This window comes from Ereboglobus sp. PH5-5 (assembly GCF_029504805.1).
In the GTDB taxonomy this organism is placed as follows: domain Bacteria; phylum Verrucomicrobiota; class Verrucomicrobiia; order Opitutales; family Opitutaceae; genus Ereboglobus.
Genome location: NZ_JAQFIT010000026.1, coordinates 1 through 18,749, shown reverse-complemented (window position 1 = coordinate 18,749; position 18,749 = coordinate 1). Strand labels below are relative to the sequence as shown.

2 protein-coding genes are annotated in these 18,749 nt (G+C 60.6%); both read right to left on the bottom strand.

Features of this window, described 5'->3' with window-relative positions; genetic code table 11:
- A partial coding sequence (locus M2103_RS12880; protein WP_277511071.1) for an autotransporter-associated beta strand repeat-containing protein occupies positions 1-9,211 on the bottom strand: 9,211 nt, incomplete at its 3' end.
- A gap of 434 nt (positions 9,212-9,645) precedes the next feature.
- Positions 9,646-18,171 carry a pertactin-like passenger domain-containing protein gene (locus M2103_RS12875; RefSeq protein ID WP_277511070.1) on the bottom strand — a complete coding sequence of 2,842 codons (8,526 nt, stop codon included), beginning with the start codon at positions 18,169-18,171 and terminating at the stop codon, positions 9,646-9,648.
- Between the last annotated feature and the right edge of the window lie 578 nt (positions 18,172-18,749).

Below are 18,749 nucleotides of genomic sequence, written 5' to 3'. Positions count from 1 at the left end.
GGCTAACGCTAGCGCCGCCGGAAATGCTGTCGGCTGTCGCGGCGATTGAGTTGGCGTCGCCGATTTGCGCGGTGGCGTTTGCACCGATGTCGAAGCGCATGCCGCCGCCCGCCGCGTAGAGGAAGCCGCCGCGGGTGTTGGCTGCCGTCTTGTTGTTGGTCGCGGTGAAAACGGCGCCGTCCGCCAGGGTCAGCGTGAAGCCGCCGCCGGAGTAGAACGCGCCGCCGTAGCTGGCGGTGTTGCTCGCAATCACAATCGATTCGGCGGCATCAGGCGCGATGACAATGGCGCCGGCGTAAATCGCGCCACCATACAAGCTCACCGTGTTGCCGGTAATGGATATGTTTTTCGCGCCGCCGCCGATGATGGTCGTTCCGGTGCTGAAAAACGCGCCGCCGTAGGCGGCCGCATTATCCGCAATCACGAGTGTTTCGGCGGCGCCGGGGGTGATGACAATGTTCTTGGGGGTGTAAACCGCGCCGCTGTAGGTGCCCGAGGTGTTTCCGGTGATGGAGACGGCGTCGTAGTCACCGGTGACCGAAAAACCGTTGCCCGCGTAAATGGCGCCGTAGCTTCCGGGCGCGGTATTATTGGCGATCTCCAAGGAGCCGCTGGTCGTGGCCGAGATGACCACGCTTCCCGTGTTGGAGTAAACAACACTGGCGTAGCTCCCGGCGGTGTTGCTGTTGATCAGTATGTTGCCGTAGGCGCCGTCCATGACAACGCCCCCGTGGGCGACAATCGCGCCGCCGCCGTTGCTCGCGTAATTGTCAGTGATACGAAGGTCGCCGCTTGTTGTGGCGCTGAACCGCGCGAAACCGCGGGATGCATAAAATGCGCCGCCGTTTGCCGAGGTGTTTGAGTTGATGAATATGCCGCCGTAAGTTCCGGTTATTTCAATGTCGCCTCCGTTGGTATAAAATGCGCCGCCACGCGAGTCCGCCGTGTTGCTGGCAATGGAAAGCGTCCCGGTGACGATGGAGTCGATAACGATATCGCCTTCCTCCGAGTAAAACGCTCCGCCGCAGTCAACCGCGTTGTTCGAGTTGATGAACATGGCGCCATGGTTCCCGCCTATCATTATGCCGCCCTCCTCCGTGTAGAGCGCGCCGCCGTTGATCCCCGAGGTGTTGCTGACAATGGACAGCGTCCCCGTGGCCGCGGGATTTATCACGATGTCGCCGATGGGCGCGCTGAGCGCGCCGCCGCCCTGCCAGTCCGACTCCACAATCACGTTGTCCGCGATTTCAATGAGGCCGTAGCTGCCGCTGATGATGATATCGCCCTCGCTTGAGTAGATCGCGCTTCCATAAATGCTTTCGAGCACTGTGTTGCTCGTGACAATAAGCGCGCCGCTCGTGGCGCTGATGGCGACCGTGCCCGCGCTCCAGATCGCGCCGCCACCGGAGAGCGCGACGTTTCCGCTCATCTCGATGCGCCCGTAGTCTCCCGTGATGCTGACGCCGGCGGCGTAATCACCCGGATTATTCGTCTCCGTGCCCGAGGCGATGGCGCCCCCGACTTCGTGGGCGTAGTTGTTGAGAAATGCCAGCGTCCCGCCGTTGGTGATATTGATGGAGAAATCATCAAAGGTGAACACCGCGCCGCCGGCGCTCAGGAACGAGTGCCCCTCGTCGATGGCAAAGGCGGTGTTGCTGGCAAACAAAAGGCTGGAGCCGCCGGCGTCGATCGAGACGGAATCCTCGGCAAAAATCGCGCCGCCTCGATACGCCTGGTTGCCCTGGAAAATTATTTCGGCCTGGCTGGCGGCGATGGCGAGGGAGCCGGACGCATAGATCGCGCCGCCCTGTCCGATTTCGTAGATGAAACCGTTGACGAACTCGACGGTGCCGCTGTTGAAAGAAAGCGTGGCGCCGGTGTCGGCATAAACGGCGGCGCCGTGACGATTGGCCTCCCAACTGTCCAGGAAGGTGATGTTGCCGACGCTCGTGAACACGCCGTCCTCGCCGGCAAAAAGCGCGGGGGATCTGGATGCGGTGATGACGAGCGTGCCGCCGTTGGCGACTTGCACCGTGCCCGACGCGCCCGCGACGACGTGCTGGCTTTGGTTCAGCGTGCCGCCGCCCTCGAGGCGGAGCGTGGAGCCGAGGGCGTTGGTGTAGAAAATGTCACCCGCGCCGAGGGCGCGGCCGGTGTCGCCTCCCGCGGTCGCGGCGACGAGCATGCCATCGTGGATCGCGGTGGTGCCGGTGTGCGTGTTGACACCCGAAAGTGTGAGCGCGCCGGTGCCGGTCTTCGTGAGCGCGCCGTCGCCGGTGATGCTGCCGGAGTAGGTCGTGGACTCGGTGTTGAGCGCGATGACATGGCCGGTGAGGTCGTTACCATCGGCACCGGCGATAATGTGTCCGGTGCCGGAGAGATTGACGAGTGTTTGCTCGATGTCGCCGGTAAAGAGGGCCGCGTTGACGATGACCGCCGTGCTGCTGGCAATGGCGTTCGCTGCGGTGAAGGCGAGCGTGCCCGCGCTCACGGTGGTCGTGCCGGTGTGCGCGCTGGCGGCGGCGAGAACGAGCTCGCCCGCGCCGGTTTTTTCAAGGGACCCCGCGCCGGAACCGGTTTGCGTGATGCCGCCGGTCAGTGTCGTTTCGTTGCCGGAGGCGGTGTCGAGTTTGAGCGTGATGTCCACCGCGTCGGTGCCGTCGAGTTGTGTGGCGAGGTCGATGGCGTTGTCGATTGTTTGCGCGCCGTTGAGCGCGAAGGCGAGCGTAGGGGCGAGCGTGCCGGCCACCGTGAGCGTGCCGGTGCCGAGGGGTCCGGCGATCACGGAGCCCGAGGAAACAGACGAGCTGGCGGCCGCGGTCAGCGTGCCGTCGAGCAGGGTGATGCCGCCCGAAAAGTCGTTGGCGTTATTGGCCAAAACCAGCTCGCCCGCGCCGCTTTTGATCATGCCTTGCGTGCCGCTTACGGGCGCGTTGATCGTGAGCGTGCCGGTGCCGACCGTGCTCACGACGAGACGGTTGGACAGGGCAACGCCGGCGTTGGCGATCGTCACGGAGTTGTTGTTTTGCAGCGTCAGGTTTGCGACCTCATCGGAATCCATTTGCTCAAAGGTGATCGACTGTCCATCGAGCGAATAGTTTTCGCCGGTGTTGTTTGTGAACATGAGGCCGCCGAGCTTGAGGTTTGCGACGTCGATATGCACCGGGTCGCCGCCAAGCTGAAGCGTGTTGGAAAAAACGGCGACCGCGCCCGGGCCGGTCGGCGATATGTTACCCTTCCAGTTGGCGGTGTTGCCCCAATTGTTTCCGGAGGCGTCGCCCACCCATTCCGCGCTCACGCCAAGCGGGATGAGCTCATAAAACTGCTGGGTGTTTTTCAGGATTTTGGCTCCGGGCGCGTAGGTGATGACTCCGCTGCTGTAAAAACTAATCGCGGCAAGGCGCGCATAGTCGAAGGCGTTAAGGACGTCGCTGACGAAACGCACTTGCGTGGCGCCTCCGCCGTAGGTGCTGTTGCCGTTCCAGTTGATGATGTCGAGCGTGCCGTTCCATGATCCCAGGTTTTGGAATGTGAGCAGCGAGGAGCCGGACGCGCCGTTCATGTTGATGGTGCCGGAACCGGCGAGATTGAAAATCGTGCCAGCGAAGGTCTGGCTGCCGCTGACGTTGAACGTGGCGGTGCCGAGTGTGAAGCTGCCCAGGCCCGTGCGCGTGCTGTTCGCGCTGCCAAGGTCGAGCGCGCCCTCCCGCAAAATGAAGTTGGGCGTCACGATATTGCCGCCTGTCCAGTGCAGCGTGGCCGTGCCGGTCTTGATGACATCGCCGGCGGTGCGAAGGTAGCCGTAGGCGTTGCCGCTGATGGTGGAATTGGTTTCGGTGACGATTTTGGTGTCTATGTTTGCCCCGCTAATCGCGCCGGCGGTGTCGGTGATGTTGATGCTCGCGGTGTTCACGGCAGTGTTGCCATTGAGGGCGAGGTTGCCGTGGAGATTCACGCTGGAGCCGTCGGTCGTGACGAGTTCGAGCAGGCGCGCGTAGTTGCCGCTGGTGAATGTGACATGCCCCGTGCCGAGGTAATTGTTGCCGGCGTCGGCCTCGCCGAGCGTGATGTCGCCCGCGGCATTCACGCGCAGGGTGCCTTGCGTGATCGCCGTGTTGCCAGTGTAGGTGCTGTTGCGGGAATTGATGACAAGCGTGCCCACGCCGGTTTTGGTGACGCCATAATCTCCGGCAAGCGTCAGGTTGGCGCCAAGGGCGGCCGTGCCGGTGGCTGCGATGGTTTTGTTGTTATTCAGGGTCACGCCAAAACCCGGATCAAGCGTGAGCAGGCCGGCGCTGCCGTTGAGGCCGATGTAGGCGCCGCTGAACAAAACGTCGTTTGAAAGTGTGATGGCACCGCCGTGGCTGGCAAGTGTCCCGGCCGAAGCGCCGCCAAAGATGAGCGTGCCGCTGCCTCCAATGGAGAGATTGTCGCCGACGGAAAGCGTGCCGTTGCTTATCGAGGTGTTGCCGGTGTATGCGTTCGCCCCTTCGAAGCGCAATGTGCCCGCGCCCGAATGGATGATGCCGTGGGCGCCCGTCAGCACATGCCCGTCGGAAAATGTCACGGTTATGCCGTTTGCCACCGTGAGCTTGAATGTGGCTTGCAGCGTGCTGCTTCCGACGCGGGCAAATGTCAGGTTGTTGCTTGCGAATTGATACAAGCCGCTTCCGGTGACGGCAATTTCATTGGTTATGCTACGCGCGCCACCCAGCGCGTAGATCCAGTTGTTCTCCGCGGTGTTTGAGGCCAGTGTGAGTTTTCCAACGCCCAGGGCGGTATCCGAGCCGATGCCCAGGCGCGTGTTGCGGTTGTCGGAGGCGACTCCCATGACCACGCCCCCGGAAAAGGTGTTGTCGCCGTAAAAATTTATTTGCGTGTATGTGCCGAAGATGAACCCGCCATCGCCCTGCAGGTCGGTTTTCAGATTCAGGGTGCTGAGAGTCCAGCCGTTGTTTCCATGCAAGCGCCAGGTTCCCGTGGTCACGTAACTGGGGGCAGCGCTTTCGAAGGTCAGGGTGCCCGCGCCGGATGCCGCGGAGTAAAACAGATCGCCCGCGAAGCGGACCGAACCGTCGATGGTTCTGCTGCTTCCCGTGCTGCCTGTTTGCAGTGTATACCACCTGCCCGCGACGCCCGCGCCGATGGTGAGCGCTTGCGTGCTGCTCTTGGCATCCACGCCGTTGTAGGAGCCCGAGCCGAACACGCTCCCGTCGGAAAGCAGGCGGATAATGCGGCTGCCCGCGGCGTTGGCCGAGGTCGCCGTGCTGCCAACTATTTTGAAGCCTCCCGTAAAGTCACTGGAGCTCGGCGCAGCGTCCCCCATGATCAGAAATCCGGTGGCATCATAGACGATCCCTCCGGAGCCGGTGATATGCGAGCTTATGACAAGGGGATTGGCCGTCGGAGAGTGGTTCGCGATTTCGAGCGTGCCGGCGAGCGCCAGATTGGCGGTGATGGTGCCGCTGTGCGCGCTGTTGTTGACAAGCATGGCATTGGAGCCGCCGACCCCGCTGTCGAACGTGAGCGTGTGATCGTTGGTGGAGGAAAGCGTGAAGACCTGGCCGCCGCTGCTTTCGATGTAGAGTTTTCCGACCGTGACATCCTGATCGACAATGATGCGGTTGCCGTCGAGAAGCCCGTCGACATTGCGAATGGCAACGGAGAGGCCCGCGCCGGTGACGGAGCCATCGCCGCCCGTCACGCCAATCCAGTTTGCGGCGGAGCTCCAGAGGCGGTCGGTATCGACACCCGTGGTGCGCGCCCCGGCCCACTCGAGTGTTTTTTCGCCCGTGGGAGCGAGGAACCAATAATTGGTGCCGCTGATATTTGTCTGCACGAGCTTGGCTCCGGTGCCGAAGCCGGTGAAGGAAATGAGGCCGAGCCTGGTGGCCGTGAGCTGGGTTGTGTTGCTAAAGTAAACGTAAGTGTCGCTGAGCAGATTGTCGGCGGCGGTCGTCCATTCGCCGGTGGAGTTGGCAAGGTTGAGGACATGCCACGCGTTGGTATTTCCCCATGTGTTGTTGCTGACTCCGGTGAAATAGAGCGCCGAGTGTTCATCCAAAAAAAGGCCGGCGTTGCCGGAGATGGTGAGCGTGGTGAAGGTGTTGGTGTTTGGCGCGCCCGCGGAGCCTCCGGAGACCTGGACCAGCCCGCCGCTCATTGTGAGCGTGGTGGCCGGCGCGACGCCCGTGCGCGAACGGATCAGATTGTCACCGTTTATTATGAGGCTGCCCGCGGCGATGTTGACCGCGTTGAGATGGATCTCCGTGTCCAGCCATGTGTTGCCGCCATAGGCGGCCTCCTTATACAGGGTGCCGACATTGGAAATGCCCCCGGCGAGCGTGGAGGTGAGATGCTGCTCCCCGCCCACGCTTGCGCTGGCGCGCAGGTCGGTGGAATAAGTCCCGCCGAAAGGCGTGTTAATCGCGAGATCACCCGCAAAGACAATGCGGGAAAGGCCGGTGTTGGTCCATGTCGCGGTATCGGCAATGACGGCCGATTGATTGATAAATTGCAGGACGCTGTTTGCCCCCAACACAAGGTTGCCCGAAATGTTCACATCGCCAGCCGCATAACCGGCGGGGTTGTTGATGACGAGCGATGCAGCGGCGCCGATGGAAACATTGCCCAGCATCGAAACATCATGACCGAAAGTGTTCACCCGCACAATGCCGCCGGTGATGGTGATGTCGCCGCTGCCGAGGTAGTTATTGCCCGGAGCCAGCGCGCCTGTGACGAGGTCGCTGTGCAAATCCGCATAAAGCGTGGTGGCGGCGGCGCCTGTTTTTTTCAGGCCGCCGGAAAAGGTGTTGGAGCCGCTTTTGAGCATGCCGCTTCCATTCCAGCCCAGTCCGCCAACGCCCGTCAGGTTGGCGCCGGCTCCGAAGCCGCTCATCTCGCCATACGAGCTGCCGTAACCCTGGCTCGCACTCACGTTGATCGCGCGATCCTCGGTTAATTCCACATCGCCCGCATAGTTCACAAATGCGTAATGCATCGTAAACCCGCCATTGATGACAAATTTGTTGTATATAATGGATGGCTTGCGCGTGCTGACCCAGTTGCCGATCCACGAGCCTTGATGCATCGTGATGGCGCCCGTGCCCAGTCCCAGGGAAGTGCTTCCCGCCGTGTCCGACCAAACCCCCAGCTTGCTGTAAACATCTATATTGCCGGAGTAATCCGGCTTCGCCGCCTGACTGTTAATGATCAGTCCGGAGCCCCTGACTTCAATATTACCGGAACCGGAAAGCGCGTTTTGTATATATGTTCCTATATTCGTAAAATCATAATTGATCGTGCCTCCGCCCGTAGCGTTGACGAGCAGGTCATTATCCAGCCGCACAGCCGCGCTCAATGTGATTCCACCCGTGCCGGAAATGGTGGAAGCCGTGCCGGCGACGCCACTGTCGAACACAATCACGCCCGTGTTGATGGTGCTTTGGTTCGACACATTGATCGTCCGGTTTGCGATCAAATGGCCGATCGTCACGGTGCGGTTTTGCAGTGAAAGATTTTTGCCGCCGCCAAAGGCTCCCGTGATTTCGACCACCGCCCCCGGGGAAGTGTCCGGCACATCGACACTCCAGTTGGACAGCGTGAACCAGTTGTTTCCGACCATCACGTTCGTGTTGACGGTCGTGCGCAAAAAATCCACCGGCACCAAATTGCCCGAGGGGTCGAGCACCGCGCCTGGCGCATAGCCGCGAAACCAGACCTTGCCCAAATCCACGCCACCGGTGTCTTTGACTATGTTGCCGTTGGAAACAACGCTGCCATCCAGCAAATGCGTGCCCGGGTTGCCCTTCCAGTTATAGATGGAGAGATAGTTCGCGCCAAGAGGACCGGCGGTTGGAGTCGCGACGGAGGAGGTGAGTCCGCCGATTGTCAGGGTCGAGGGCGTGCCCGCGCTCATCCAGATGCCCAGACGCGCGTCCGTGGCGAGGTTGATGGACGAAAAGGTCTGGTCGTAGCCGTTGAGAAGCAGGTTCGTAATGACATTTTGCCCGATATTCAGCGCGGAGGAATTGCTCAGTTGATCGGCGCGCCCAAAACTCACCGAGCCGGTTGGCAGTGCCAGCATGTTTGTGAAGCTGGCATTGGTGCCGGAAAACGTGAGCCCGTTTGCCAGATCGAGCGCAGTCTGGTTGAGCGTGATGGCGCCGAGGCCGGATTCGATCACGAAATCGTCCGCTCGAAACGCGCCCGTGTCACCCGCTGTAAAAGTGAGCGCATTGGTGCCGGTTTTGCGCACCACACCGAAAGCGCCCAGCATGGCGGTGTTGTTCATCTTCACGTTCATCGCGGTGGTGTTTCGCGACGTGTCGAAAACCAGCGTGGGCGCGTTTTCAAAAAGCGTGCCGCCCGAACCGTCGGCGTTGTAAACAAAATCCGCGCCCGCGAGTGTGAGCGTGCCGCGATTCGGGTTTGTGCCGCCGCTGATCGTGCCGGAGTTGAAATTAAAGCGAAAAGTTGTGCGGGCGTCGTTTTCCGAAATGCGCAAGTCGCCGCCGTTTTCGAGCAGGATCAAGCCCCCGCCAAGCGTGACGTGCTGGCCGGCGTAATTACCCGCCGCGGAATTGATCGTCAGCAACGCGTCGCTGTTGGCCACCTTGATGTCACCGATGCCGAGATAGTTGGACCCGGTCGCGGCAACACCCGCGCCAAGCACGGTGCCCGCATTGGCACGGTTGCCGATCGTCGTTGTCACAGAGCCGACAAAAACATCCAAGCCACCGGAAAAGGTATTGTTCGAATTGGAAAGCACCAGCGCGCCGCCGCCGGTCTTGATGAGCTGCGTGCCGGCGCCGGTGATCGCGCCGCTAATGGTGGTGATGGCGGGCGCGTGCCCGGCGTTGACGTTGATGGCGTGGCCGTTGCCGTCGATGCGCCCGGAAATCGTCAGCCTGCTCGCAAAGGCAGGCAAGAGCGGATCGGTGCCCGCCTGAATGGAGAGGTCGCTGAGCAAATTAACCACGCTGCTGATGGTGACGTAATTGCTGCCTTGGTAATTAAGGACGGCGTTTTGCCCTCCCGTCGCCGCAAAGCTAAGCGTCGAGGTCTGAATCGTTATCGTGGAAGCCGCGGAATCATTGCCCTCGATGCTGAGCGCGCCAACGGTGACGCCGGGGTTGGCAATGGAGATGGTATGATTGCCCGACGAGAGGTCGTTGCTGATGATGGCGGTCGCGTCGACGGCGTTTGGCACGCCGTTGCTCCAATTGGCCGCAGTGGCCCACGGGCCATTGCCGGTAGTTTGCCACGAGGATTGCGCATCCAAAAATGGTTTAGCCGCACACATGCTCACAACAACTGCCAGTAAAAGCGCGAACTGGTGAATAAAACGAAAAGACTGTAATTGGAGGTTTTTAATCATCCTTTTGGAAGTGAGTGTGAACAATCATGCCCCACCTTGCGGCTGAGCGAATTACGCAAAAAATGTCACTTATTAATAAAATTGTTACAAATAATGGCCATTTTTTTGCAATACACTCAACGTTAATCATGCCTAAGTGTGGCACGCGGATGCTTTTACTGTGAGCCGTCACGGCGATCGCGTGCCGAGCCAATGTGAGGGCGGATAAAAAGGCCGCCTCAAAACGAGGCGGCCTTTTTTGGGCGGGTGGTTTATGAAGCGGCTTTTTACCAGAGTCTGCGGTAGCCGAGGTTGATGGACCAGGGGCGGTCGTAGGCTTGGGCCTTGGCATACTCGTAGTCGAGGTGGAGCTGGCTCAGGTCGTCGAGACGGTAGCTCGTGCCAAAGCCCATTTCGATGCGTTTGCCGTCGTAGTCGGCGTTGAAGGTCTTGCCGTGCACTTTGATCCTGCCACCGTTGGAATCCACCGCGACGGCGGCGAACTTGCCGTAGGGCGTCCAGCGGCTGTTGGGGATTTGTTTTCCGAAGCGCACAAGCGCGCGGTATTGCCAGGTGTCGGAATCGCCGACTTTCACCTTGAGCGCGCGCTGCTCGGACGTGGCCTGCGTCATGTAATTTGCACCGTTGAGCCAGAGCACCGCGACTTGCACGCCGGGCTCCAGCCACCAGCCGTCGGTGCGTTGCAGGCGGCGGCCGGCTTCGAGCGAGAGGCTTTGGCCCTTGGCCGTGTATTCGCCGCGGGTCACGCGGCCGTTCGCCGCTTTCGCGTCAAAATCATTGTCGTAACGGTCGAAGCGGGCGATGCCGTCGAGGAACCAGCCGTTTTGCCTGAGCAGGGTAATGTAGGCGCCGACTCCCACGCTGCGGGTGCGGCCGGTGCCGTCGTTGTCGAACTTGCGGTCAACTCCGCCCATGTCGATGAAGCCGCCGAGGAGGTTCACGCCGTTTTCGGCGGCGAAGGATTTGTCCGCGCCGCCGGTCACGCCCCAGCCGTATTGGCGGAAGGACATGCCGGAGAGTTCGTTCGCGGCGTTGATGCGGTAGCCGCGGGAACGCACCCAGATGTTGCCGGAGTCACGGGCCGGTTGCTCGCGCCACTCGGCGCGGATGTCGCCGAGGCGCAGGTGGAGGGAGTCCATGGCGGCGGCCCAGTCGAGCGAGAGGGTCGAGGCGGTGTTGATGATCGCGTCGGCGGCGTGGCTGAGGTTGCGGTCCGAGAGATACCAGATGTTTGTGTCGGGCGTGTAGCGCGAGCCGTCGCCCTTGACCAGTTCGATGGTGGTGAGGTCGTATTCGAGTTTGCCGCCTTCGTTTGCCATGAGGAAGGTGGCGGCGCCCGTGCCGGTGGTGATCAGTTCGATGGCCATGTTGAGCGCGAGGGGCGGTTCGCTCAGGGCGTTGATGTAAACGGAGTGGGTCGCGTTGCCGGCATCGTCGATTGTCAGGTGGTTTGCCACGGTGCCGGCGGGGTTGACGCCAATGGTCGCCTGGGCGAGGTAGGCGTTCATGACGATGTTCGCGGTGCCGCTGCCGAGCGCCCTGATCGTGCCCGTGTCAACGGGGTTGGCGAAGGCGAGCGTGCCGCTGTTTGCGTTCAGCGTGCCGATGGTGACGCCGTTGGTGGCGAGCCACAACGTGGAGGGTTGGTTGAGGGTTGTGTTCGCGATTTTGTATTTCGCGGCGTCGGCAATCGTGAGGGTGCTGTTGGTCACGTGGTGCGTGCCCGCGCCGGTGAGTTTGTTTTGCAGCGTGCCGGTGACATTGAGGTGCTCAAATATCGCGCCGGCTTCGACGGCGATTTCGGCGGTGCCGAGGGCGTCGATTGTGGTGGCGGCGAGGCGGCCGGCGGTGACCGCGGCGGTGCCGGTGAAGCCGTTGTTGGCGTGGGCGATCGTGATCGTGGTGGCGGCGTTTTGTTTTTCGAAGACGCCGGAGCCGGTGATGTTCGCCGCGCCGAGGTTTGCGTCTGTTTCGGCGACCAGGCGGTTGCCGGTGTTGATGATGAAGGTGCCGCTGTAGGCGGTGTTTGAGCCCGAGACGGACACGGTGCTGTTGTTGGCGAGTTCGGTGTTTCCGGCGCCGGCGAGCGTTTTGGAGAAGGTGCCGGTGGCGGCGGTGAACTGTGCGAGGCCGTCGTTGAAGAGGGTGCCGGAATCGCCGAGGGCGCCGGTGTTGTGAAGCACCGCCGTGCCGGTGACGCCGACGTCGGCTGTGAAGGTGGTGTTGGTGCTCGTGATTGTGACGAGTCCGCCGAAGCCGAGGCTGCCGCTGCCGTGGAGGATGCCGTCGATTTGGCCGCCGTTGGCGATGGTTTGCGCGCGGCCGTTGAGGTCGAGCGCGCCGGCGTTGTTGATGACGAGGCAGTCGGTGTTGCCGAAGGCTCCGTTGGTGATCGTGATGACGGTGCCGGAGGTGATCGTGGTCGTGCCGGTGTAGCTGCTGTTCACGTTGCCGACGCGGATGCTGCTGTTGCCCGTGGCGGTGAAGGTGTAGCCGCCGTCGCCGGAGAGGATCGCGCCGAGGGTGTCGTTGGCCGCGCCGTCGTTGGAGACGACCACGGTTTGGCCGTCGAGCGCGTCGATTTCCGCGAGGCCGTAGTTGAGGTAGATGCCGCTGCCGGTGACCGCGCCGTAGTAGTCGTAGACGAGGTCGGCGACGTGCGTGCCGGATTGCACGTAGGCGCTGGTCGAGCTGACCGAGCCGGGGATGGTGCCGGTGCTGCTTGAGGACGGAATGAAGTCGATGGTGAGTTGCGTGCCGATGCCGGTGACCGTGCCGCTGTTGTCAACGTCCACGGCGACGAGCGGGCCTTGCACCATGCCAGCCGTGCCGCTGTCAACGTAGTCGTCCTGGTCGAGGAGCGCGGGCGCGCCCGGGGGCGTGGCGGGGATGGTGCCGAAGGCGGTGCCGGAGAGGGCGACTTCCACGGTGCCGCCGCCCGTGGTGTCGAGCGTGCCGGACACGGTGAGCAAGTCCTCGACGTGGTTGACGCCGGTGGTGTTGGAGGTGCGCACGGCGAGCGTGCCACTGTTGAACGAAAGTCCGGCGATGGCGCCGGCGCCCTCGACTTCGGTGCGGTTGCCCGCGTCGATGCGCAGCGTGGCGTTTTCGAGCGTGGCGAGGTTGGTCGCGCCTTGCGAGTTGGCGGTGCCGCCGAGGACGAACCGGCCGGTGCCGAGCGCGACGGTGCCGGTGAAGGCGTTGCCGGTGATGGTGCCGAAGCTGATGATGTTGGCGCTTTCCTGGAGGGCGATTTCCAATGTGCCGTTGCCGGTCAGGGCGTGGGCGAAGTTGTAATCGGCATCGTCGGCGGGCGTGATCGTCAGCGTGGAGGTCGTGTCGTTGGCGCCGTCGTTGATCGCGATGGCGTTCACGCCGTCGAGTTGCGTGGTGCTGCCGGTGAGCGTCCAGTGCGTGTTGTTCGTGCCGTCGGTTTGCACGGTGAGGCTGGTGAAGTTGTTTGCGGACGAGTCGGAGCGGAAGTAGCTGTCCTCGGTCACGGTGCCTTGGAATACGAGTTTGTTGCCGGTGCCGCTGCTATATACATCGCCGTTGAGCACGCTGCCGGTGTCGAACTTGGAGATGATGTTTGCGGAGGCCAGTTCGATCGCGCGATTGGCCGAGCCGGACGCCGTGATCGTGCCGGTGTTGTATATTGTGCCGCTTGTGGCGTTTGACACAAGGATGCCCGTGCCGCCGGAAATTTCGCCGGTGTTCGTGATATTGGCGGTGCCGGCGCTGGCATTAATATTGATGCCGTAGCCATCGATATTCACGCTGCCTCCCGTGGCTTTGCCGCCAAGTATGCGACCGGAATTGCTCACGGTGGCGTTGTCACCGTTGATTTGAAGGCCATCACCGCCCTGATTTTTAATTGAGCCCACGATGCCCGATTCAGCGGAGCCGCCCATTACAACGGCGTTGTCCTTGTTGGTCACAACCGAGTCGTCTCCGTTAATATGGATGCCGTGGCCGCCCCAATTCTCCGTGTTTGGATTATTGCCCGCGGCCATGCCGCCAACAATCCGTGCGTCATTGGCGTTTTCAATAATCGCGCCATCGATTTCCATATTAATGGCGTTGCCGCCCTTGCTATACAAGAGGCCGCTTCTTCCGCCGCCGCCCAGTATTTGGGCGTTGCCGGCGTTCCGGATGTGAATGGCGGAACTGTTTGCCAATATATAAATGCCATGACCGGCATCATTCCCGTCAGACAGCGAAGCAGTCCCGCCCGCGATGACTCCATCAGCATCATTAATAATTATATAATGAGAGCCTTTCAAATATATTCCATTCCCGCTCTTTGACTCAGCCTGCGCAATCGAATACCCCCCGAGAATGGTTCCTGTGTTGGCTATCGTCTTATCATTGGCGTCCGGGGAATCATCCTCCATGCGCAACGCATCTCCACCCCGAACAGCGCTGGCGCTCGATGTCGATCCGCCTGCGATCAATCCTGCATTGGTCAAATTCGCCAGCCTGCCTTCCACATACAAGGCGTGGCCACTTTCTCCGATCGGAGCGGCAGACACACTTCCGCCAAAAAGACTTCCCGAATTAGTCACTGACGTGGCATTGCCCAGTATATGCAGACCATGTCCCGCCTTGGGATCGGCGCCAACCGCCGACATGTCGCCGCCGGCAATGACACCCCGTTCATTGGTGATAATTGCATCATCGCCCTCGATGAGGACTCCATCACCGCCCAAAGTGGGGGATCTCGCACTGCTGATGCCCCCTCCCGAAATACGTCCTTCATAATTGTATAAAACAGCGCCGCTGCCCTCGATGAGGACACCGTGCCCTCCGGTGCCGGAATGCCACCTCGCATTGCCCCCCGAAATGTCGCCGTTTGTCGTATTGCTCACAACAATCCCGTCGCCCCGGAGATGAACACCATGGCCGCCAAGGCTCGTCACGCCATGTTCCGCATAACCACCGAGAATCGCGCCTCCGTTAATCAATTTATTTTCATCGCCCTCTATAAAAACGCCGGACCCGGCGGCCCCGCCCGTTGCCCCGGAAAAGCCGCCCGCAATTTGACCATTATTTTCGTTTACCAAACTTATATAATCTCCCTGCGCATAAACACCGTGACCGGCGGTTCCGCTGATTGCGCCACTGTGGGTTCCGCCCGTGATTGTCCCGGAATTAGTTATGCTTCCCGTGCCGGCAATCTGGTCATCCATTATTATCGCCAGGCCGTGGCCAGTCCGGCCAAGCCCCGAACTATTACCGCCGGTTATATTACCTTTATTAACGACCGATCCAAAGGAATCGCCGGCAATCATCACGCCGCTCCCGCCCGCGGCTGTTCCCGTGGCGGAGGATGAACCGCCTGTGATCCGCCCCGAGCCGGTGTTTTCGAAACTCGCAAGGTCGCCTTGTATATAAACACCATGGCCTCCGGTGCCGACAACTCCGCCTGTATTATTTCCGGCGGTGATCGTGCCGGAGTTTTTCACTGTTCCGGAAACGGCTGTTTGGTTGGTCGCGGTTAACCACAATCCATGTCCGCCGGTCCTAATCGCCCCGCCACTACCATTTCCGCCAACAAGCTCCCCGGCATTGATCGTCTCGCCAAAAGAATCCCTGGCAATCACCACAGCGCTCCCGCCAGTGCTGGTTCCGCTGGCAGCGGCTGAGCCGCCGGAAATTCGGCCCGCGCCCTTGTTTTCAAATTTCGCAAGGTTGCCTTGAACATGAACGCCATGGCCGCCGCTTCCGCTCGTCCCGATGACGGCGGCTCCGCCGGCGATTGTTCCGGCATTGATCGCCTCTCCGATGGAGTCCCCGGCAATCATCACACCGCTTCCGCCGATGGCGGTTCCCGAGGCGCTGGCCGCGCCCGCGGTGATTTGCGCGCCGAGTGCGTTTTCAAAATATTCAATGTTCCCTTCGACCAACACACCGTGGCCCCCGACGCCGAGCGTTCCGCCCGAGTTGTTGCCCGCAATAATCGTGCCCGAGTTCCTTACGGTTCCGGAAACAACCGACTGGCTGGTCGCGGTCACCGCAATGCCGTGGCCGCCCTCGCCGACTCCCGAGCCGTTGTTGATTCCGCTTCCGCCAGCGATGTATCCGGCGTTGGAAATTGCGTCGAATGAATCCGTGGTAATCGTCACGCCGCTTCCGCCGGTGCCGGTTCCCGAGGCGGTGGACGCGCCCGCGGTGATTCGCCCGCCGAGTGCGTTTTCGAAGCTCGCGAGATTTCCGTCTATATAAACGCCGTGGCCGCCGGTCGCGGTAACACCTCCAAAACTGCTGCTCCCTGCGGTGATGGTGCCCGAATTTTTCACGAGGCCGACGCCGATCGCCTGGCTCGTCGCCGTTATAGTAATACCGTGTCCGGCCTGCCTGTTCGTTCCGTTGCTGGCGGCACCGCCGGTAATCGCACCGGCGTTTATTATTTCCCCATGCGAACCACCGTCAATAATCACACCGCTCCCGCCCGTGCTGGTGCCCGAGGCGCTGGCCGCGCCCGCGGTGATTTGCGCGCCGGTCGCGTTTTCAAAATATTCAATGTTCCCTTCGAGCAACACACCGTGGCCCCCGACGCCGAGCGTTCCGCCCGAGTTGTTGCCCGCAATAATCGTGCCCGAGTTCCTTACGGTTCCGGAAACAACCGACTGGCTGGTCGCGGTCACCGCAATGCCGTGGCCGCCCTCGCCGACTCCCGAGCCGTTGTTGATTCCGCTTCCGCCAGCGATGTATCCGGCGTTGGAAATTGCGTCGAATGAATCCGTGGTAATCGTCACGCCGCTTCCGCCGGTGCCGGTCCCCGAGGCGGTGGACGCGCCCGCGGTGATTCGCCCGCCGAGGGCGTTTTCGAAAATGGAAATGTTCCCCTCGACAATGACGCCGTGACCGCCCGCGCCATTGAGCCCACTATATTGCGATCCGCCCATTATGGTTCCGGAGTTTTTAATGCTTCCCGTGCGAACCAACTGGTTGCTTGCCGTGATCGCCAAGCCGTGGCCGCCCTGATTTGCCCCCCGGGTCCCATGGCCATCGCCGCCTCTAATCAGTCCATCGTTGATGACGGCTTGATACGAACCGCTGGCAATCGTCACGCCGCTCCCGCCGGTTTGCGATTGGACCGTGCCCGAGACGGACGAGGACGAACCGCCGGTGATCACACCGCCGCTTAGGTTTTCCAAAACTGTGATATCGCCCTCAACAGAAATGCCATGACCTCCGGTGCCGACATAGCCGCCCGCATTGGAGCCCGCGGTGACAGTGCCGGAGTTTTTGATGCTTCCGGGGCCGGACATCTGGTTGGTGGCGGTTATAATAATGCCATGCCCGGCCCGGCCCGCGCCCGTTCCGCTGCTGCTCGCGCCACCGATGATCATTCCGGCATTGATTGCATCGCCGAATGAACCGCCGTCAATGATAACGCCGCTTCCCCCGGTTTGAGATTGATTCGCCCCCGCATAAAGGGATGATCCGCCGGAAATCCGGCCGCCGCCACCATTTTCAAAACCCGCAATATTCCCCTGGATGTAAACACCGTGGCCGCCGCTTCCGTTAAGTCCCAACTGGCTGTTTCCTCCGGATATCGTCCCGCTGTTCCTGACGCTTCCCGATATGACAGACTGATTGGTCGCGGTTACCGCCAGACCGTGTCCCGCCAGACTCGCGCCCGAGGTGCCGGCACTTTTGCTGTTTCCCCCGCGGATTTCCCCGGCATTGGTCGCGTCCCCAAAGGAGTCCCCGTCGATAATCACGCCGCTTCCCCCCGCGCTGGTTCCCGTGGCGGCGGATGCCGAGGACGAGCCTCCGACGATCACGCCGGTGTTGTTCAGCGCCGCGTTGTCGCCCAATATATACAAACCGTCTCCTCCCGCGGAATCTATAACTCCCTTGGCGGAGCCTCCGAGAATGCTGCCGGAATTAATCACCGTCGTGTCGTTGCTCTCTATGCGCATGCCGCGTCCGCCATATGCGTTTGTCGCCGTGATTATCGCTTGGTTTGCCTGAACAAGGGCGCCCGCCCTGTTGGTGATGGTGGCTTTGTCCGCTGTCAGGTATATGCCAGCCCCGCCGGTGATGGCGATGGCCTCTGTGCCCTGAAAAACATTTCCGGCCCGGATTAAGGCGCCTGTGTCATTGTCAATGATGACAGTGCCGCCCTGGCTGATATAAATACCATTTCCAGTCCGTCCGTTCATACTGCCACTAACCTGATATGCCGTGCCTCCCTGGATCAAGGCATTGGGGCCGTTGGTAATGGTCACACTGTCGTTATCAGAAGCCCCTTCCACCCGAATGCCGTCGCCGCTTTCCGCCGCGCCCCATTTGGCCAAGCCGCCGGTGATGCTTGATGCCGTGGAATTCGTTATGACAACGTCATTTCCAATAAAATAAACGCCGTGGCCTCCAGTGCTTTGTCGTGGCGAAGTGCCCGCAGCCTCCCCGCCGCCAATTGATCCACTATTGATCAAGTGGCTGCCGTCGCCCACCATCGAAACCCCATGCCCTCCGGCAACAGTGCCCGCGCTCCCCTTCGATGATCCGCCTACGATCAACCCACTATTGTCCAACGTGTTATCATCTCCCACAATCGCAAAGCCATTGCCTCCCGTGCCAGCATCCCAACCGACAAACCTCCCCGTGACCGTCCCGGAATTTCCAACCGTGACAGTATTGTCGCTTCCCGTGACTTTCACCGCATCCTTTTGGCCGGCATTCCCCGCAACATTGCCATTGATCGCAACCGTGGAGCCGCTGCCAATGATATCAAGCGGCTGGGCTTCGGCAAAAACGCAAAAGCCCGCTCCCAAGAGCATGCATAAAATCGATCTCCCAACACCCAAGGCGTGAAATTTGATATGGCGGTGGCACTGGCTGGCTGAGTATTTCATTGGTTGTTAATTTGCTCTAACTTGTTATTATAACTTAAATTATGCCATTTGCGAACTAAACAATTTGAGTGATTCATGAAATATCGTCACCTCAAAAGACCAAAAACTTCCTCCAATAATAAGACGTGAAATAATGATATGTTTAGTTTTACAGATATGTCGCAGTAGAAATGCTAAAGGGGGCGGAAAGTAAGAACAAAAATACAACTTGCAAGCGTTTATCTTTAAAAATTACGCGGAAACAGAAAGTGCTGTGCGCGCCTTACCCGTTAAAGTATAAAACCATTTACGAAAGAGATTTACCCTTTAGGCTCCGGGGCGGTTGGCGGACTGCCACTGGAGCTGTTTTTAGGTTAAATGGTCGCGGGAAAATGCCTTTGGGCAGGGCGAAAACTCAGGCTGAGCCGCAACAAAACCTACCGCTCCTTCTGAGCCAAAGTGCGGGCAGATAAAAAGGCCGCCTCGTTATGGGGCGGCCTTTTTTTGGGCGGGCGGGTTTTATG

Excerpts from the sequence above, each read along its gene's own strand:
- M2103_RS12875 (WP_277511070.1), bottom strand. The coding sequence starts at position 18,171 with ATGCTCTTGGGAGCGGGCTTTTGCGTTTTTGCCGAAGCCCAGCCGCTT.